Annotated in this window: 16 protein-coding genes and 1 pseudogene; 4 read left to right on the forward strand and 13 right to left on the reverse strand. The window is 70.4% G+C overall.

Going from position 1 to position 18,168, the window contains the following annotated elements; translation table 11 throughout:
* Window positions 1-7: 7 nt before the first annotated feature.
* Window positions 8-1,306 carry a TRAP transporter large permease gene (locus tag FGX59_RS28480; RefSeq protein ID WP_138470757.1) on the forward strand — a complete coding sequence of 433 codons (1,299 nt, stop codon included), beginning with the start codon at window positions 8-10 and terminating at the stop codon, window positions 1,304-1,306.
* 38 nt (window positions 1,307-1,344) lie between these two features.
* On the opposite strand, the gene FGX59_RS28485 is transcribed toward FGX59_RS28480, so the two are convergent.
* Together FGX59_RS28485 and FGX59_RS28490 are read right to left on the reverse strand one after the other, a co-directional pair.
* Entirely contained in the window at window positions 1,345-1,923 is a 579-nt protein-coding gene (locus tag FGX59_RS28485; RefSeq protein WP_171060873.1) for an NIPSNAP family protein, read from the reverse strand.
* 93 nt (window positions 1,924-2,016) lie between these two features.
* Entirely contained in the window at window positions 2,017-2,844 is an 828-nt protein-coding gene (locus tag FGX59_RS28490; RefSeq protein ID WP_240722784.1) for a helix-turn-helix domain-containing protein, read from the reverse strand.
* A gap of 235 nt (window positions 2,845-3,079) precedes the next feature.
* Between FGX59_RS28490 and FGX59_RS28495 the strand changes: the two genes are divergently transcribed.
* Together FGX59_RS28495 and FGX59_RS28500 are read left to right on the forward strand one after the other, a co-directional pair.
* Window positions 3,080-4,777 (forward strand): FAD-dependent oxidoreductase, encoded by a 1,698-nt coding sequence (locus FGX59_RS28495; RefSeq protein ID WP_138470763.1) that lies wholly within the window; start codon window positions 3,080-3,082, stop codon window positions 4,775-4,777.
* Window positions 4,774-5,586, forward strand: coding sequence for an SDR family NAD(P)-dependent oxidoreductase (locus FGX59_RS28500; RefSeq protein ID WP_240722785.1), 813 nt, complete (start codon window positions 4,774-4,776; stop codon window positions 5,584-5,586). The genes FGX59_RS28495 and FGX59_RS28500 overlap by 4 nt, the downstream gene beginning before the upstream one ends.
* Before the next feature lie 16 nt (window positions 5,587-5,602).
* Here FGX59_RS28500 and FGX59_RS28505 read toward each other — a convergent pair whose 3' ends face one another.
* The 9 genes from FGX59_RS28505 to FGX59_RS28545 form a co-directional block, all read right to left on the reverse strand.
* Window positions 5,603-6,394 (reverse strand): DNA-binding transcriptional regulator, encoded by a 792-nt coding sequence (locus FGX59_RS28505; protein ID WP_138470765.1) that lies wholly within the window; start codon window positions 6,392-6,394, stop codon window positions 5,603-5,605.
* A 32-nt stretch (window positions 6,395-6,426) separates the two neighbouring features.
* Window positions 6,427-7,305, reverse strand: coding sequence for a fumarylacetoacetate hydrolase family protein (locus FGX59_RS28510; protein ID WP_138470767.1), 879 nt, complete (start codon window positions 7,303-7,305; stop codon window positions 6,427-6,429).
* Window positions 7,306-7,309: 4 nt separating this feature from the next.
* Window positions 7,310-8,803, reverse strand: coding sequence for a bifunctional 3-(3-hydroxy-phenyl)propionate/3-hydroxycinnamic acid hydroxylase (locus FGX59_RS28515; RefSeq protein ID WP_138470769.1), 1,494 nt, complete (start codon window positions 8,801-8,803; stop codon window positions 7,310-7,312).
* 2 nt (window positions 8,804-8,805) lie between these two features.
* A complete protein-coding gene (locus tag FGX59_RS28520) occupies window positions 8,806-9,786 on the reverse strand; it encodes a VOC family protein (RefSeq protein WP_138470770.1) in 981 nt (326 codons plus the stop codon).
* A gap of 109 nt (window positions 9,787-9,895) precedes the next feature.
* A complete protein-coding gene (locus FGX59_RS28525; protein ID WP_138470772.1) occupies window positions 9,896-10,891 on the reverse strand; it encodes a TRAP transporter substrate-binding protein in 996 nt (331 codons plus the stop codon).
* Window positions 10,892-10,908: 17 nt separating this feature from the next.
* Window positions 10,909-12,210, reverse strand: a complete 1,302-nt coding sequence (locus FGX59_RS28530; RefSeq protein ID WP_138470774.1) for a TRAP transporter large permease — start codon at window positions 12,208-12,210, stop codon at window positions 10,909-10,911.
* Window positions 12,210-12,710: a TRAP transporter small permease gene (locus FGX59_RS28535; RefSeq protein ID WP_138470776.1), complete on the reverse strand. Its 501-nt coding sequence runs from the start codon at window positions 12,708-12,710 to the stop codon at window positions 12,210-12,212. Before FGX59_RS28535 ends, FGX59_RS28530 begins: the two co-directional genes overlap by 1 nt.
* A gap of 140 nt (window positions 12,711-12,850) precedes the next feature.
* Window positions 12,851-13,789 (reverse strand): MYG1 family protein, encoded by a 939-nt coding sequence (locus tag FGX59_RS28540; protein WP_138470778.1) that lies wholly within the window; start codon window positions 13,787-13,789, stop codon window positions 12,851-12,853.
* Window positions 13,790-14,159: 370 nt separating this feature from the next.
* The gene (locus FGX59_RS28545; protein WP_240722786.1) at window positions 14,160-15,587 is read right to left on the reverse strand and encodes a mannose-1-phosphate guanylyltransferase/mannose-6-phosphate isomerase; all 1,428 of its coding nucleotides are present in this window, start codon (window positions 15,585-15,587) and stop codon (window positions 14,160-14,162) included.
* Window positions 15,588-15,904: 317 nt separating this feature from the next.
* On the opposite strand from FGX59_RS28545, the gene FGX59_RS28550 reads away from it, so the two are divergent.
* A complete protein-coding gene (locus FGX59_RS28550) occupies window positions 15,905-16,636 on the forward strand; it encodes a FadR/GntR family transcriptional regulator (RefSeq protein ID WP_240722787.1) in 732 nt (243 codons plus the stop codon).
* Between the two features lie 13 nt (window positions 16,637-16,649).
* Here FGX59_RS28550 and kdgD read toward each other — a convergent pair whose 3' ends face one another.
* Both kdgD and FGX59_RS28560 read right to left on the reverse strand, forming a co-directional pair.
* Window positions 16,650-17,570 (reverse strand): 5-dehydro-4-deoxyglucarate dehydratase, encoded by a 921-nt coding sequence (gene kdgD, locus FGX59_RS28555; RefSeq protein ID WP_138470788.1) that lies wholly within the window; start codon window positions 17,568-17,570, stop codon window positions 16,650-16,652.
* Window positions 17,571-17,625: 55 nt separating this feature from the next.
* Window positions 17,626-18,168 (reverse strand): annotated as a pseudogene (locus FGX59_RS28560) (aldehyde dehydrogenase (NADP(+))); the annotation flags it as partial.

Consider the following 18,168-nt stretch of genomic DNA (forward strand, 5'->3'; position numbering starts at 1 on the left):
AGCCCAGATGGACCCCATTACCCTCGGCGTGATCGGCATCCTCGTGCTGGTGCTGCTGGTCGTGACCGGCGTGCCGGTCGCCTATGCCTCGGCCTTCACCGGCATTGCCGGCATGATGATCCTCAGGAACCCGACCGTCGCGACCGGGCTGTCGGGCATCGTGCCCCATGCCAATTCCGGGCATTACGCGCTGAGCGTGCTGCCCCTCTTCATCACCATCGGCTTTCTCGCCATGCATGCGGGGATCACCACCTCGGCCTATGACGCGGCGCGCAAATGGGTCGGGCGCGCGCCGGGCGGGCTGGCCACGGCGACGATCTTCGCCTCGGCGGGCTTCGCGGCGGTCTCGGGCGCCTCGACCGCCTCGACCGCGGTCTTCACCCGGCTGGCCCTGCCCGAGATGGAGGCGCGCGGCTACGACCGCCGCCTGGCCGCGGGCGTGGTCGCCGTGGGCGGCACGCTGGCCGCGCTGATCCCGCCTTCCGCCATCCTGGTGATCTACGGCATCATCGTCGAGCAGTCGGTGGCGAAGCTGCTGCTGGCGGGGCTGGTCCCGGGGGTGATCTCGGTCATCGTCTACCTCCTCGTCATCACCGTCGTGGTGAAGCTGAAGCCCGGGCTCGCGCCGCTGGAGCCCTCGACCACCTTCGGCGAGAAGCTGCGCGCGCTGCCGCAGGTCAGCGGCGTCTTCGCGGTGGTCGGCGTGATCCTCGGCGGCATCTACCTGGGCTGGATGACGCCGACGGAATCCGCGGGCGTCGCCACCGCGATCATCCTGGCCATGGCGCTTTTCAAGCGGATCGGCCTGGGCGAGTTCCGCGACGGGCTCCTCGACACGGTGCGCACCACCGTGATGATCTTCATGGTGATCTGGGGGGTGATGATCTTCGTGCGCTTCCTCGCCTTCACCGGGCTGCCGGGACAGGTGACCGACATGGTGGTCGGGCTCGACACGCCGCGCTGGGTCATCATGGCCGGGATCATCGTGATGTACCTCCTTCTGGGGATGATCCTCGACGGGCTCGGCATGATGATGCTGACCCTGCCGGTCGTCTTCCCGGCGGTGACCGCGCTCGGCTACGACCCGATCTGGTTCGGCATCCTCCTGGTCAAGCTGATCGAGATCGGCGTGGTGACGCCGCCGGTGGGGCTGAACTGCTACGTGGTCAGCGGCATCCGGCCCGACATTCCGCTGGAAAGCGTGTTCCGCGGGGTGACGCCCTTCCTTGTCGGCGAGGTCGTCATCATCGGCCTGATCCTGGCCTTCCCCGAGCTGATCCTCGCCCTGCCGAACCTGATGGGCTGAGACCCGGACCGGCGGCGCGTCCCGCCGGTCCGTCCGCGTCAGCGCAGCGGCGAGAGCGCCAGGGGGCGCAGGATCTCGTGGCGGGCCGCGCCCTCGGCGGTGGCGAAGGGATCCTCGCCCGGCGCATGCGCGAAGAGCGACAGCACCCGCCCCGGCGCCGCCCCCGAGACCGCCCGCCAGCGGCCCAGCTGCTCGCCCGCGGCCGCGCCATCGCCCTCGGCCAGGGTCAGGAGCCGTTCCCCGAACATCGGCGTGCCCTGGGCATCCGGCGGATGCGCCTGGCGCCGCGCCGCCGCCACCAGATCGAGCAGCGGCGAGGAGGCCTCGCAGCGCATCAGCAGGTTCTCCTGCCTGACGATCAGCGGGAAGCCCGCCGGCACGAAGCCCTCGTTCCAGTCGCGGTCCCGGGCCAGCCCGGCCCGCGCCGCCGCGCGCTCTTCCAGCGAGGCGTAGATCCACAGATGGTAGATCCGGTTCAGCGCGCCGCTATCGGTCAGCCAGTAGCCCGCCAGCGGCAGGTGCCGCGTGACATGCTGCACGCCGTTCTTCCGGAAGAGCTCCAGATAGTCGGGGGCCTTGCCCGGCACCAGGTCGTAGATCCGCAATTCATGGAACATCATCTGCCCTCCTCGGCTTGCCTGCGACGGGTCTAGCCCGCCGGGACCGGGCGGAGAATGCAGCTTTGCGGGTTCTTCTTGCAGATTTGCCGCTCAGCCCGCGCGGCTGCGCCCGGCCAGCATCGCCTTGCGGTAGCCGCCCGGGGTCTGGCCGGTGCGGCGGGTGAAGTAGCGGCTGAAATAGGCCGGATCCTCGAAGCCCAGCTCGAAGCCGATCTCCGCCACCGAGCGGTCGAGATAGACGAGATAGCGCTTGGCCTCGACGATGGTCCGGTCATGCAGCAGCGCCGAGGGCGACTTGCCCGCCCGCGCCCGGCAGGCCTGGTTCAGCCGGTGCGGCGTCACGCCGAGCGCGCCGGCATATTCCGCGATGGTCCGCTGGGTGCGGAAGCCCTCCTCCAGCGCCTCGCGGAAGCGGCAGACCAGCGCGTAGTCGCGGTCGCCCGCGGCCAGGGACGGGCCGCCGGTCTCGGCTGCGGCGCGCATCAGCGCCACCAGCATCTGCAGCACCAGGCCGCGGATCGCCGCCCGCCGCCCCGGCGCCGACCAGACATATTCGCGGTAGCAGCCGCGGAAGAGCGCCGCCGCGCCCTCGCCATCCTCGGGCGGGTAGACCGCCGGGCGCGAGAGCGGCGCGAGAAGCCGCGCATCCTGTCCGGCCACCGCGCGCAGATAGCCGGTCGCGGCATTGATGACCCAGCCGTCGGTGCCTGCGGAGAACTCGAACCCGTGGACCAGTCCGGCGGGGACCAGGATCAGGCTGCCCTCGGGCACGGCCAGCTCCTGCCCCTCGACCAGGTAGCGGCCGCCGCCGCGCTCCACCAGCAGGATCTGCACGTGATCGGGATGGGAATGCTCTCCAATAATCCAATCATGCGCCCCGCTGCGTTCGCGGATCGGCTCGATATGCAGGAAGTCCATCTCGACATCCGAAATGGGGTCTCCGTACAGAAAACAAAGGGGAATTTCCAAATCCAGCATCGCGCGCCGCCTCCCTGCCAGCTTGTCCGCGCCTGTCTCCTCCCGGGCGCGGCCATCCAAATATGCAATTTTTGACGGGCTGCGTCCATTCATTCCGGCGCCGGTCCGAACGAGATTGCCGGAGATGGGCGCGGGCCAGGGAGAGGCGGCGCCGCAGATTCCGGGAGGACAGAGGATGGACGAAACGCTCCGAGACGGGCAGCGATGCGACGTGCTGGTGATCGGCTCCGGCGCCGGCGGGCTGGCGACCGCGATCACCGCGGCCGAGCACGGGCTCGACGTGGTGGTGATCGAGAAGGAGCCGGTCTTCGGCGGCAGCACGGCCTTTTCCGGCGGGGTGCTGTGGATCCCGGGCAACCGCCATTGCGGCGGCGCGGACAGCCGCGACGCGGCGCGGCGCTACATGCAGGCCGAGACCGGCAATTTCTACGATGCCGAAGCGGTGGAGGCCTATCTGCGGACCGGGCCCGAGATGCTCGACTTCTTCGAGCGCGAGACCGAGGTCGCCTTCGTGCCGACGCTCTATCCCGACTACCATCCGCTGGCGCCGGGCGGGGTCGATACCGGCCGCTCGGTGCTGGCCGCGCCCTATGATACCTCGGCGCTCGGCAAGGACATGAAGCGGCTGCGCCCGCCCCTGAAGACGATCACCTTCATGGGGATGATGTTCAATTCCTCGAATGCCGACATCAAGCATTTCTTCAATGCCACCAAGTCCTTCGGCTCGTTCCTCTATGTCGCGCGGCGGCTTGCGGGGCATTTCGGCGAGGTCCTCCGCCATGGCCGCGGGACCAAGGTGACATCGGGCAACGCGCTGGCCGCGCGGCTGGCCAAGAGCTGCTTCGACCGCAGGATCCCGATCCATACCGGCTGCGCCGCGACCGAGCTGCTGAGCGGGCCCGACGGCGTCACCGGCGCGGTGATCGCGACGCCCGACGGCACGGTGACGGTCCATGCCGGCAAGGCGGTGGTGCTGGCGGCGGGCGGCTTCGCCCGCGACCTGGAGCGGATCCGGCAGGCCTATCCGCATATGCGCCGCGGTGGCGAGCACCTGACGCCGGTCCCGGAGGGCAGCACCGGCGACGGCATCGAGCTGGGCATCGCCGCGGGCGGGCGGTTCGAGCTGCGCTTCCCCAATGCCGCCGCCTGGATGCCGGTTTCCAAGGTGCCGGACGGCAAGGGCGGGCATATCGCCTTCCCGCATCTGCTTGACCGCTACAAGCCGGGGATCATCGCCGTGCTGAAGGACGGGCGGCGCTTCACCAATGAAAGCGAGAGCTACCACGATGTCGGCGCGGCGATGATCCGCGCCTGCGAGGGCGGGACCGAGACCGCCTGCTGGCTGATCGCCGACCGCAGGGCGCTGTCGAAATACGGGCTCGGCCATGCCAAGCCCGCGCCTGTGCCGCCCGTGCTGTCGCAGCGCACCGGCTATCTCAAGCACGGCCGGACGCTGGCAGAGCTGGCCGCGGCCTGCGGCATCGATCCCGCGGGGCTCGAGGCGACGGTGGCGGAATACAACCGCGGCGCGCAGGACGGGCAGGATCCGGCCTTCGGCCGCGGCGCGACCTCCTTCAACCGCTATCTCGCCGATCCGGAGGTCGCGCCCAATCCCTGCGTCGCGCCGATCGAGACCGGGCCGTTCTATGCGGTCAAGCTGGTGATGGGCGATCTGGGCACGTTCGAGGGGCTCGACACGACGGTGGAGGGGCAGGTCCTGGACCGCGAGGGCGGCACCATTCCGGGGCTCTACGCGGTCGGCAATGACCGTGCCTCGATCATGGGCGGCAACTATCCCGGCGCGGGCATCACGCTGGGTCCGGCGATGACCTTCGGCTATATCACCGGCCGCCATCTGGCAGGTGCGGCATGACCGGCGGCATGGACTGGCTCGGGCTCGGCGGGCGCACGGCGGTCGTCACCGGCGGCGGCGGCGGCATCGGCCGCGCCTGCCTCGAGGGCTTCCTCGCCGCGGGCTGCAACACCGTCTCGCTGGAGATGGGCGCGGCGCGCGGCAAGGCGCTGGCCGCGGATTTCCCCGCCGAGACGGAGGCCGGGCGCTTCCTGGCGCTCGATTGCGACGTGACCTCGCCCGAGAGCCTGGAGCGCGCGGGCGAGGCGGTGGCCGCGGCCTTCGGCGGGGCGGACATCCTGGTGAACAATGCCGGGATCCTGCGCCCGGGGCCGCTGGCGGGGCTGCCGCTGGGCGACTGGAAGGCGATGCTGGCGGTCAATCTGGAGGGCGTCCTGCTGGCCAGCCAGGTCTTCGCCCGGCAGATGGCGGCGCGGGGCGGCGGGGCGCTGGTCCATGTCGCCTCGATCGCGGCCAGCCAGCCGCAGCCCTTCTCGGGCGCCTACAGCCCCGGCAAGGCGGCGGTGGCGATGCTCTCGCGCCAGCTGGCCTTCGAGATGGCGGCCGAGGGCATCCGCTCGAACGTGGTCAGCCCGGGCCTGGTGGTGACGCCGCTCAGCGCCGCCTTCTATGCCGATCCGCAGGTCCGCGCCGCGCGCGAGCGCCATGTCCCGGCCGGGCGGATCGGCACGCCGGCCGACATGGCGGAGGCGGTGCTGTTTCTCGCCAGCGCCCGGGCGGGCTATGTCACCGGCCAGGAGATCGTCGTCGATGGCGGGCTCTCGCAGGGGCTGATGGCGGCGGTGCCGCGCCCGGGCTACACCGCCTGAGCCCGCAGGCGCTGCCTCAGTCGGGCAGCGCCGCGGCGATCCGTCCGGCAATCTCGGCCAGCGGCGCGCCGTATTCGGACAGCGCCTTGCCGGTGCCCATCGCGCTGCGGATCCAGATCAGCGAGATGCATCCCAGAAGCCCGGTCCCGGCGCGGATCGGCGCGGCGATGGAGGCGGTCTCGGCGCGGAACTCGCCGCTGTCGCGGATCGCGAGGCCGCGCGCGCGGGTCTCGGAGATCATCCGCAGGAGCCAGCGCTCCTCGAGGAAGGGCAGGTCCGCCGGATCGCCGAGCCGCCGCAGATGGTCGAGGATCAGCGCGCGCTCCTCGTCGGGGCAGAAGGCGAGATAGGCGCGGCCCGCAGAGGTGCGCAGCATCGGCAGCCGGTAGCCGGTCATGCCGCGGTCGATCGACAGCGGCGAGCGGCCATGGGTGGTTTCCTGGATGACCATCGCGGCGTTGTGGTAGACCGTCAGGTCCAGCGGCCAGACCACCTGCCCGGCATATTCCCCGAAGATCGGCCCGGCCGCCTGGGCGATCTCCGCGGTCAGCGCATGGCCGTCGCCGAGCGCGGCGGCGAAACGGGTGACGCGGACATATTGCGAGGTGGCGGAGAAGGCGACATAGCCCAGCTCTTCCAGCGTCTCGAGCAGCCGGTAGACCGTGGGGCGGGGCAGGCCGAGCGCCCGGGCGATCTCGCCGGGCCGCGCCTCGCCGACCTCGTTGACATGGCGCAGGACGGCCAGGCCCCGTGCGAGCGCGCGCACGGAGCCGGAGGAGGTCTTCGGCAGGGCGGGACCGTCTGTCATGGAAAGCAGCATGTCACGCCCCCGCGCCGGTGTCAGGCGTCTTCGGTCGCCTGGACGGCGGCGCCTGCCTCGGCCTCGGCCCGGACCGGGTTGCGCAGAATGCCGATGCCCGAGACCTCGACCTCGCAGACATCGCCCTCCTTCATGAAGAGCGGCGGATTGCGCCGCGCGCCGACCCCGCCCGGCGTGCCCGAGACGATGACGTCGCCGGGCAGAAGCGGCAGGATGGTCGAGCAGTAGGCGATGAGCCGCGGGATCGAGGTCACCAGCAGCGCGACGGAAGTGTCCTGCACCACCTCGCCGTTCAGCCGGGTCTGCAGGTGCAGGCTGGTCGGGTCGGGGATCTCGTCGGCGGTCACCATCCAGGGGCCGAAGCCGCCGGTGCCCGCGAAGGTCTTGCCCGGCATGAACTGGTGGGTGTGCTTCTGCCAGTCGCGCACCGAGCCGTCATTGTAGCAGGCATAGCCCGCCACATGCTCCAGCGCCTCGGCCTCGGGGATGCGGCGGCCCGGCTTGCCGATGATGACGGCGACCTCGCCCTCGTAGTCGAACTTGTCGGATTCCAGCGGCTTGATCAGCGGCGCGCCGTGGCCGATCTGGCTGCCGGGGAAGCGGGCGAAGAGGACCGGGTTCGGCGTCTCCTCGCGGCCGGTTTCCTCGATATGGGCGTGGTAGTTGAGGCCGACGCAGATGATCTTGTCCGGGTTCGGGATGACCGGCTCATGCGCCACCTCGTCGAAGGCGTAGTCGGGCGCGGCGGAGGCCAGTGCCGCGACCTTCCCGGGATCGCCCGCGGCGAGGAATGCGCGCAGGTCCGGCTCGGCGAAGCGGCGGCCGAGATCGACGATGCCTGCCTCGGTGACGAGGCCGTAGGAGGAGGTTCCGTTCTTGGAGAAAGAGCAGAGTTTCATGGGGTCACACCAGTTCCGGTTGCTGAGTTTCGATGGGATTGGGAAGCGCGAGGGCGAGAAGCTGCGCCAGCTCTGCGGCGGTCCCGGCGCTGCCGAGCGTGTGGCGGTCGGGGCGCAGCAGCACGGCGCGGGTGCCGAGCCGCTCCAGATGCCGGGCGGCGTCGGACTCCGCGGTGGTGACCAGCGCCACGTCCGCGGGCAGGGCGAGCCCCTCGGTCAGCCCGGCCTCGGCGACAAGGACGAACTGGTGGGGGTGGCGGTCGTCCATCCGCGTGCCGTCCGCCAGCCGCGGCTGGCCGAAGAGCCGCCCGGCAAGCGGGCCGGTCCCCAGCCCCGGCCCGAGCGGCGGCGCGATGCTTTCCATCCGCGCGGCGCCGTCCGCAGAGGGCAGGGCAGCGCGCAGCGCCTCCTCGGTGCCCGCGGTGTTGATCAGCCCGCCGAGCCGCACGGCGGTGGCGATGTATTCCCGGGCATTGGGTTTCCGCTCGCTCTCGTAGCTGTCGAGCAGCCGCTCGGCCGCGGCGCCCGCGACCTTGCCCTGGCAGATCAGCGCGAGCTTCCAGTAGAGGTTGGCCACGTCGCGGATGCCTGCGCACATGCCCTGGCCCATGAAGGGCGGGGTCTGGTGGCAGGCATCGCCCGCGAGAAGCAGCCGTCCGCTGCGCCAGTCCTCGGCGACGAGCGAGTGGAAGGTGTAGACGGCGGTGCGCTCCAGCTCGGCCTCTTCCGGCGCGATCCAGTCGGAGAGCAGCGCCCAGACGGAGTCGGGCCTGGAGATTTCGGCGCTGTCCTCGCCGGGCAGGACGGTGATCTCCCAGCGGCGGCGCTTGCCGGGGGTGCGCACATAGGTTGCCGGGCGGCCGGGGCGGCAGTACTGGATCGAATGGTCGCCGAGCCCGGGCTTCTCGCCCTTGAGGATCAGGTCGACCACCAGCCAGCGCTCGTGGAAGCCCAGATCCTCCATGCCGCTCTCGGTATAGCGGCGGATCAGCGAGCGGGCGCCGTCACAGCCGACGACATAGGCGGCCGTCACCCGCTCCACCTTGCCGCGGGACATGTCCTCGAAGCGCAGCCCGACGCGGTCGCCCTGGTCCTCGACATGGAAGACATCGCAGCGGGTGCGGACGGTGACGGTGTCGCGCGTCTCCATATGGCGGCGCAGCAGCGCCTCCAGATCCGGCTGGTGGAAGCGGTAATTGGCGCGCCAGCCCTGCGGACCCTCGCCCTGCGGTCGCGGCCAGTCGAGCAGCAGCTGCCCCGCCCCGTCGACGAAGCGCATGCCGGGATGGACATGGGTCAGCGGCTCCATCTCGGCGGCGATGCCGATCCACTGGAAGACCCGCATCACCTCGGCATCGAAATGCACCGCGCGGGGCAGGTGGTAATGGGCGCTCTCGCGCTCGAGCACGAGGGTCTTCAGCCCGCACTGGCCCAGGAGATGGGCGAGCGTGGCGCCGGCGGGCCCGTAGCCCACGATGGCGACGTCGTAATGGTCCATGGTCATTTCCACTGCTTGGTCAGTTCGGCAAAAAGCCAGGGGCACTCCGCCACCGGCGGCGCGCGGCGGCCGCGGGCGGCGGCGTCGAGGCGCATGTCGCGCAGGCGCTTCCGCCCGCCTTCCTCGGTCAGGTAGAGCCGTTCATGGCCCCAGAAGCTCGGCCCGTCGGTGGTCTCGTGCGGCTCCCAGGTGGCGGGGTCGATCACCCGCCCGCCCCAGCCGTTCTCGACGAAGAAGCCCGAGGGCGAGTTGGCGTAGTAGGAGGTCATGTAGTCGTTGGTGTGCCGCCCCAGCGTGTAGGCGACGCGGCCGTCCTCCTGCTGGGCGAGGTCGAAACCCTGCCCCACGTCGTCGAGATTGCGGAACTCCACCATGAAATGGTGGAAGCCTTCCTGCCCCGAGCCGACCATGGCGAAGGAATGGTGCCGTCCGTTGACGTGGAAGAAATAGAGCCCGTAGGGGTCGAGCCCGTAATCCGAGACGCGGAAATCCAGCAGGTCGCGGTAGAAGGGCATCATCACCTCGATGTCCTTCACATGCAGCACCGCATGGCCCATGCCGTAGGGGCCGGTCTGGAACCCGTCGATCGGGCGGCCCGGCACGAAGGGATCGGCGGCGATCACCGGATCGTGGAACAGCTCCACCCGGTTGCCCATCGGATCCTCGAACCAGATCAGCGCTCCCACCAGCCGCCGGTCGCAAAGCTGGGGTGTCCCCGGATGCACCTGCACTCCGGCCCGGTCGAGCCGCGCGGCATAGTCGTCGAGGTCCGACTTCCGCTCCACCTGCCAGCCCATGAAGGCCAGCGTGTCGCCCGGCTCGTCGGTGACCAAGAGCCGCTGCGCCCGGTCGTCCATGCGGAAGGCCAGCGCCTTGCCGCCGCGGTCGATCCTCTGCATGCCGAGCAGCTTGCCCGCGAAGTCGCCCCAGTCGTCGAGCTTGCCGGAGCGTATGCCGAGATAGCCCAGAGCATTGATTGCCATGGTCGTCTCCATTCATAGGGAATTCGGGATGGCCCAGGCTAGCTGCGCCGGGGAGGCCGGGGGAGCGCCGCGCCCGATCTGTCCGGGGCGCGGACTCCGGCGGAGGGCGTCAGGGCCCGGCGACCTCATGCGCCCGCGCCAGGGCCGCGGCGGCGGCGGCGGGGTCGGGCTGTTCCTCGATCCACAGCTCGGGCGCGGCGGCGAAAGCCTCCTGCCAGAGCGCGGCCTTGCCGGCGCCGGGCTCGGTGAAGGTGACCTTGCCCTCGTCGCGGAAGGCGGCCTCGATCTCGGCATCGGTCGCATCGACCACCCCGGCGATCCAGTCCGCGGTGGCGCGGCCCGACATGGCGTCGATCGCCGCGCGGTCGGCCTCCGACAGGCTGTCATAGCTGCGCCGGTTCATCAGGATCGACATCGGCTGCGCCATGAAGCCGGTGGTCGAGATGCTGGGCGCCACCTCGTCGAGCCGGAAGGTGCGGTAGGCGTCCATCACCCAGGCCGCGCCCGAGACCACGCCGCGTTCCAGGTTCTCGTAGACCTGCGGCGCCGGGATGCCGACGCCCGAGGCGCCCGCCATCTCGAAGAGTTCAGAGCCGAATTTCGACGGCGAGCGCAGCTTCATCCCGGCAAGCTGGGCCGGATCGTCCACCGGATCGCCGGTCAGGAAGAAGCGGTAGGCCGGCGTGGTGAAGAGCGCGATCACCTTGTAATCGGCATATTCCGCGTCGAGCGCGCCCTCCTCCTGCAGGGTGTTGAGGATGTCGGCGCCCATCGCGCCGGTCTTCACCAGCCCGGGCAGCTCGACCACGCCCGAGAGCGGAAAGAGCCCCGGCGTATAGGTCGGCACCACCAGCGCGATATCGGCGACGCCCTTCTTCACCAGCTCCGCCTGCGCGGGCGGCGCGCCGAGGATGGAGCCGGGATAGAGCCTCAGCTGCGCGGATTTCGAGAGCTTGGCGTTCACCTCGTCGATCCAGGGCTGCAGGATCTTCGCGGAGTAGAAGCCCTGGGCCGGTTCGAAGGACGAGACGCGCAATTCGCGGGCCTGGGACGGGGCGGCGAGCGCCAGGGCCAGCAGCCCTGCGGCAGTCAGTCGGGTGAACATGGTTTCCTCCCTGATGTTCAGATGGCGTTGAGCGGCAGCCAGGTCACGATCGCGGGCAGCGCGATGATCGTGGCGACGCGGATGACATCGGCGGCGACGAAGGGCGCGGCGCCGGTCCAGAGCTCGGTCAGCTTCACCTCCGGGACGACGGCCTTCAGCACGAAGAGGTTCATGCCGACGGGCGGGGTGATCAGGCCCATCTCGACGACCATCACCGCGAAGATGCCGAACCAGATCAGGTTGATGCCCGCCGCATCGGCGATCGGCACGAAGAGCGGCACGGTCAGCAGCAGCATGGCCAGGCTGTCCATCAGCGTGCCGAGCAGAAGGTAGATCGCCAGCATCAGCAGGATCACCAGAAGCGGCTGGTCGAGGATCCCCGAGAACAGCCCGGTCAGCGAGAAGGGCAGCCCCGAGAGCGCCAGGAAGAAGTTGAAGAGGTTCGCCCCGATCAGCACCAGGTAGAGCGCCCCGCAGGTCAGCGCCGTGTCCATCAGCGCGGCGAGGAAGCCCTCGGCCGAGAGCCGCCGGGTCAGCGCGCCATAGGCCAGCACCACGGCCGCGCCGATGGCGGCGGTTTCGTTGGCGGTGAAGACCCCGCTATAGAGCCCGCCCATGATCAGCCCGAAGATGCCGACGGGCGGCAGCAGCTCGCGCAGCGCGGCCCGGCGGGTCTCGCGGCAGGCGCGGCCGCGCTCGGGCGCCGAGGACCAGCCCGCCCGGATCGGCAGCCAGACCGCCAGGCAGTAGAGCAGGATCGCCAGCACGATGGGCCCGGCAGTGGCCAGCAGCAGCGCGCGGATCGACTGCTCGGCCATGAAGGCGTAGATCACCAGCACGGTCGAGGGCGGGATCAGGATGCCCAGCGTGCCGCCTGCGGCCACGGAGCCCGCCGAGAGCGCGCGGGAATAGCCGGCTTCCTGCATCTCCGGCAGCGCGATCCGCCCCATCGTGGCGGTGGTCGCCAGCGACGAGCCCGAGATCATGCCGAACCCCGCCGAGGCGCCGATCGTGGCCAGCGCGAGCCCGCCGCGGCGATGGCCGAGCAGCACCGCCATCGAGCGGTAGAGCTTGGCGGAAAGTCCGCTGCGCGCCGCGGCATTGCCCATCAGCACGAAGAGCGGCAGCATGGTCAGCGTGTAGTTGGTCAGGCTGTCCCAGATCGTGGTCGAGCCGATCGCCATCGCCCCGGGCAGGCCGATGATCATGGCCGAGCCGAGAAGCCCGACCAGGCCGAGCGCCACGGCGACCGGGATTTCGAGGAAGATCATGAGGATGGCGGCGCCGAAGCCGATCCCGCCGAGAAGGATGCCGTCCATTACCAGCTCCGGTCGTTCTTCAGCGCCAGGCGCAGCCCCGCCAGCGCGGCGGCGAGGCAGGCGCCGAGCGCAATCGCGGCGATGGCCGTGGCCAGGGGGACGGGCAGGCCGAGATCCGCGGTGGTCTCGGGCGAGCCGATCTTCTCGATCGCGGCCTGGGCCATGATCCACAGGAGCAGTGCGGCGAAGGCCGCCGAGACCGCGGCGCCGGCCAGCCCGAGCGGGCGGCCGAAGCGGTTCGGCATCAGCTCCGAGAGCAGCCGCGCGGTGACATGGCTCTGCATCGCGTAGCAGACCGGCATCGACAGCAGCGCGCCGAGCCCGATCGAGAGCGAGGTCAGCTCGATGGCGCCGGGAATGTTTCGTCCGGCCAGGGCGCGCAGCGCCACGTCGCCGGTGGTGACGGCCATGCCGAAGAGGAAGCAGGCGCCTGCCGCGCCGAGAAAGGCGCGCGAGACGATCTTCCTGGCGGAGAGCCTGCGGGTGCGGGGCGCGGTCATGCCGCTGCCCCGGCAGGGGGTGGGGTGTCGTGATGGTCCATGGCGTTCCTCCCAGACGCGGTCCCCCGGTGATAGGGGACCGGCCGGGGCCGCGACATGGAAAGAACCGGGGTGTCCGTCAGGCGGACACCCGGGGAGGGCTAGGCCTGCGCCGCCCCTGCCGCCAGCGCCTCTTCGACGGCCAGCGCGGCCATGGCCATCACGGCCTCGCGCGACTTCGCGGCGGCGATGAAGCGGCCGTTATGGCAGAAGATCGCGCCTTCGACGCCCGAGACGGCTTCCAGCTCGGCGCCGTTCAGCCCGGCCCAGGCGGCCGGCAGGTCGGCGCGCTGCTCGAAGCCGTCATCGTTCAGCCGGATGCCTCCCAGCGTCCAGTCGCCGCCGCGCGGCGTCACCACGAAGAGCAGATGGTCCGCCCCGGCCTTGATGACCGCCGGACGGAACGGCATGCCCATCGGCAGCTCCAGCACATGGCTGTCGCCCGCGGCCTTCACCGCCTCCTCGGCCAGCACCTCGGCGCGGCGCTTGGCGGCGCTGCGGGCGATGCGCGCCTCGATGAAGGCGCGCGCGATCTCCACCGCCTGGCGGAAGGCGCGGATCTCGGCCTCGGGATCGGTGTCGTCGAAGACCGGCTTCAGGCTCTCGATCAGCCCGGGCAGGGTCATGCCGGAAAGCGCGCCGGCCTCGGAGAGGTTCAGCGCGCCGTTGTCGACCAGATCGACCGGCAGCACGAAGCCCGTGTCGAAGGAGGCATGGACCGGATCGACATGCGCTTCGGGCACGCCCGAAGCGGCCAGGTAGTCGCGGCCGAAATGCTTCCACACCAGCCCGAAGGAGCTGTAGGGCGCGCCGTCCTCGCGCAGCGGCGCGCCGCGCTGGTGGTGGTCGAAGATGCCTGCCTCGGGATCGTAGAGCCCGCCGACATCGTAGATGATCCGGTCTTCGGCCGGGGCGATCCAGTCGGGCGCGCGGCTGCGGACGATCTCGGCCTCGGGGAAGAGCCGGGTGAGGATGACGGTGGAGAAGACTTCGTCGGCATGGAAGCCGCCGGAATGGGTGACGAGATAGCTGGGGGTCATGGGGCGCCGTTTGCTGATGGAGCGGTTGCCCGCCACATAGTCCGCCCTGGCCCCGGGGTTCAAGCGCCGCAAGGGAGGCAGGACCATCCGCGGCCGCCGGTCCCCTCGCGCCAAAGGCGCGGTCTGGCCGGTTGTCGCCAAAGGCGCGGTCTGGCCGGTTGCCCGCCTGAGGCGCGGGTTGGCCGGTTTCCGGCCTGAGGCGCGGGTTGGCCGGTTTCCGGCCGCACGCGTGGATTGGCCAGTTTCCGGTGGCAGGCGCGGTCTGGCCGGATTCCCGCCTGGGACACGTGTCAGGCAGTTCCCAACGCCATTGGTGCGGTGTCCGGCCGCCCGCCCGCGCCTGAGGCGCGGCAGCGGCCGGTCCGGCGGCTCAGGCGCGGTTGTAGATGTCCTCGTAGCGGAGGATGTCGTCCTCGCCGAGATAGCTGCCGGTCTGGACCTCGATCAGGTGCAGGTTGACCTTGCCGGGATTCTCCAGCCGGTGGACGGCGCCCAGCGGGATGTAGACCGACTGGTTCTCGGTCACCAGCTTCACCTCCTCGTCGATCGTCACCGTCGCCGTGCCCTTGACCACGATCCAGTGCTCGGCGCGGTGGTGGTGCGACTGCAGCGACAGCTTCTTGCCCGGTGGCACCATGATCTGCTTGACCTGGAAGCGGTCGGCCAGGGCGAGGGTCTCGTACCAGCCCCAGGGCCGGTAGGTGCGGGGCAGGGTCTCGGCCTCGCGCACGCCCTCTGCCTTCATCTCCAGCACGGCGGTCTTGACCGCCTGCAGCTCGGACTTGTCGGCCACCAGCACCGCGTCGCGCATCGCCACGACGGCAATGCCCTTGAGCCCGACGCCCACCAGCCGCGGCCCGTCCTCCTCGGAGCGCAGGAGCGTGTCGGTGCAGTCGACCTCGGTCACCTCGCCGCGCTTCGAGACGCCGTTCGCATCCGGCCCCATCTCGCGCCAGACGGCATCCCAGGCGCCCAGATCCGACCAGCCGCAGGAAAGCGGCACCGCCACCACACCGGCGGCCTTCTCCATGATGGCGTAGTCGATGCTGTCCTCGGGCATGTCGGCATAGGCGGCCGGATCGAGCCGCAGGAAGCCCAGATCGGGCTTCGCCCCGGAGACGGCCGCGCGGCAGGGGGCCAGCATGTCGGGGGCATGGGTTTCGAAAGCCGCGATCAGCGCGTCGGCGCGGAACATGAAGATGCCGGCATTCCACATGAAGTTGCCCGCCTCGACCATCCCGGCCGCCGCCTCGGCGCCGGGCTTCTCGACGAAGCGCTCCACCGGCATCACCTCGATCGCGCCCTCCGCCGGGGCGGCGGCGAGCTCGAGATAGCCGTAGCCGGGCTCGGGCCGGTCGGGCCGGACGCCGAAGGTGACGAGCTTGCCCGCCGCTGCGGCCGGGGCCGCGGCCTCGATGGCGCGCTGGAAGGCGGCACTGTCGCGGATCACGTGGTCCGAGGGCGCGACCGCCATCACCTCGCCGCCCTTGCCCTGGGCGTCCAGATGCAGCGCCGCGGCCAGGATCGCCGGAGCGGTGTTGCGCGCGGTGGGCTCCAGAAGGATCGCCGCCTCGGTGATGCCCAGCTCGGAGGCCTGCTCGGCCACGAGGAAGCGGAAATCGGAATGGGCGACCAGGACCGGGGCGCCGTAGCCGTCGCCGCAGAACCGTTCGAGGCTGCCCTGGAACAGGGTCTTGGGCCCGAGAATGCGGGTGAATTGCTTGGGATAGTCCTTGCGCGACAGCGGCCAGAGCCGTGTGCCGGAGCCGCCGCAGAGAATAACCGGATGAATAATCATGTTGCCGTCCTTGAGCCGAGGGCCTTCACGTCTGCCGCCTTTCCGGCAGCCTTGGCGCAATCGCAACCTGACGCGGGCCGGCACAGTGGCTTTTGTGGCAAGCCCGGGTGGCAGGCAGGAAATGCTGCCGATCCGAAATATTGCCAAAAAACAATTAATTTTCCCGGGCTAAGCTGTCAATGACTGAATCCCGCTGCGGTTGCCGGCGGTCCGCGGGGGCGGCCGCGGGGGCCGAGAAAGCCGTTGACCCTCCGGGCATTTCGCACTTGTATGACATGCCATCCGATGGCGCGGACCTTGCAGAGACGGACATCCCCTTGAGCGCAGACAGCCCCGACACGCCCCCCGCCGCCGCCAAGGGCCGCGAGAGCCTGGTCGCGCAGCTCTGCGCCAGCCTGCGCGCGATGATCGAGAGCGGCCAGTACAAGCCCGGCGACCGGCTGCCCAGCGAGGCGCAGCTGACCCGTGACCATGGCGTCAGCCGCACCGTTGTGCGCGAGGCGGTGGCCACGCTGCGCGCCGACGGGCTGGTGCGGCCGCGCCAGGGGGCGGGGATCTTCGTCACCGAACCGGAAGTCTCGGCACCCTTCTCGCCGCTGGAACTCGACATGACGAGTCTGCCCGCGGTGATGGAGCTCCTGGAGCTGCGCACCGCGATCGAGGTGGAGGCGGCGGGCCTGGCCGCGATCCGCCGCAGCCCGGCGCAGGAGGCGCAGATCCTCGACTGCCTGCATGCGGTGACGGCGGCGGACGGGGCGGAGGGATCGGCGGAGGCGGATCTGGCGCTGCACCGGGCCATCGCCGAGGCGACGAACAATCCGCGCTTCGGCCAGCTCCTGCAGCTTCTGGGCGCGGCGGCGATCCCGCGCCGTTCGCTCGGCGGCGCCGCCAGCGTGCCGCCCGATTACATCGGCAAGATCAATGCCGAGCACGAGGCCATCGTCAACGCCATCCTCGACGGCGACGAGGAGGCTGCCCGGACCGCGATGCGCAGTCACCTCAAGGGCAGCCTCCGGCGCTACCGCGCCCTGCAGCGGCAGGGCGCCTGACGCGGGGGCTGGATCAGGCCGCGGCCAGCAGCCCGTCCTGGGCGTCGATCAGCACCTGCAGCATCGCCTCTTCCTCGGCGGTCAGGTCGTCGAGCGGCGCGCGCACCGGCCCGGCCTCGAAGCCGACAAGCCGGACGCCGGCCTTGATCGCCGAGACCGCATAGCCCTTGCGGCGGGCGCGCAGCTCCATGAAGGGATAGAAGAAATCCTTCAGGATGGTCTCGCAGGTGGCACGGTCGCCGGCGCGCAGCGCCACGTAGAAGCGGTTGGCCAGCGCCGGGACGAAGTTGAACACGGCCGAGCTGTAGGTGGTGAAGCCCGCGCCCAGATAGGCCTCGGCGAAGAGCTCGGCGGTCGGCATGCCGCCCAGATAGGTCAGCCGGTCGCCCATCTTGGCGGTGATCTGGCGCACCAGCCCGATATCGCCGGTGCCGTCCTTGAAGCCGATCAGGTTCGGGCAGTCGTCGCAGAGCCGCGCCAGCGTGTCGGCCTGCAGCACGGCATTGTCGCGGTTGTAGACCATGACGCCGAATTCGACCGACTGGCAGACCGCCTTGATATGGCGGTAGAGCCCTTCCTGCGGCGCGTCGATCAGGTAGTGCGGCAGCAGCAGGATGCCGTCGGCGCCGGTCTTCTCGACCGATTGCGCGATCTCGACGGCCATTTCGGTGCCGTAGCCGCAGCCCGAGACGATGGCGGTCTTGCCCGAGCTTTCCTTGGCGGCCGAGACGATGCCCGGGATCTCGCGCGGGGCGAGCGAGAAGAACTCGCCGGTGCCGCCCGCGGCAAAGAGCACGGGCGCGTCATAGCCCGCGAGCCATTCGACATGGCGGCGGTAGCTTTCGGCGACGAAGCGGCCCTCGGCGTCGAAATGGGTGACGGGAAAGGACAGGAGGCCGGAGCCGAGGGCGGCTTTCAGCTCTGCGGGAGACATGGTCATGGGATTACTCCTCCGGATCGGATGACGGATTGTCGTTGGGGGGGAAGGCTCAGGCGATATCCTCGGGCAGGACGCTTGCGGGGATGTTCTGGAAGCAGACCGGGCGCAGGAAGCGGCGGATCGAGAGGGTTCCCACGGAGGTCGCGCCGAAATTGGTCGAGGCCGGATAGGGCCCGCCATGGACCATCGCGTCGCAGACCTCGACGCCGGTGGGGAAGTTGTTCGCCATCACGCGTCCGGCCTTGCGCTCGAGCACCGGCAGCAGCTGCCGCGCCAGACCCGCGTCGCCCTCGTCCATGTGCAAGGTCGCCGTCAGCTGGCCCTCGAAGCCCTTCGCCAGCGTCACCATCTGCTCCGCCGTGTCAGTGCGGATCACCAGGCCCAGCGGGCCGAAGACCTCCTCGCCCAGGGCGTGGTCCTGCAGGTACGAGTCCGCATCGGTCTCGTAGAGGTTCGGCGAGGCCTCGCGCCCCGCGCTCTCGGTCTCCAGCACCGGCGCGACCGCGTTGCGGCCCTGGAACCGCGCCTTGCCCGCCTGGTAGGCCGCGGCGATCCCGCCCGTCAGCATCACCTGCGGCGCGACCTTGGCCAG

This window comes from Poseidonocella sp. HB161398 (assembly GCF_005870025.1).
Lineage (GTDB): Bacteria > Pseudomonadota > Alphaproteobacteria > Rhodobacterales > Rhodobacteraceae > Mangrovicoccus.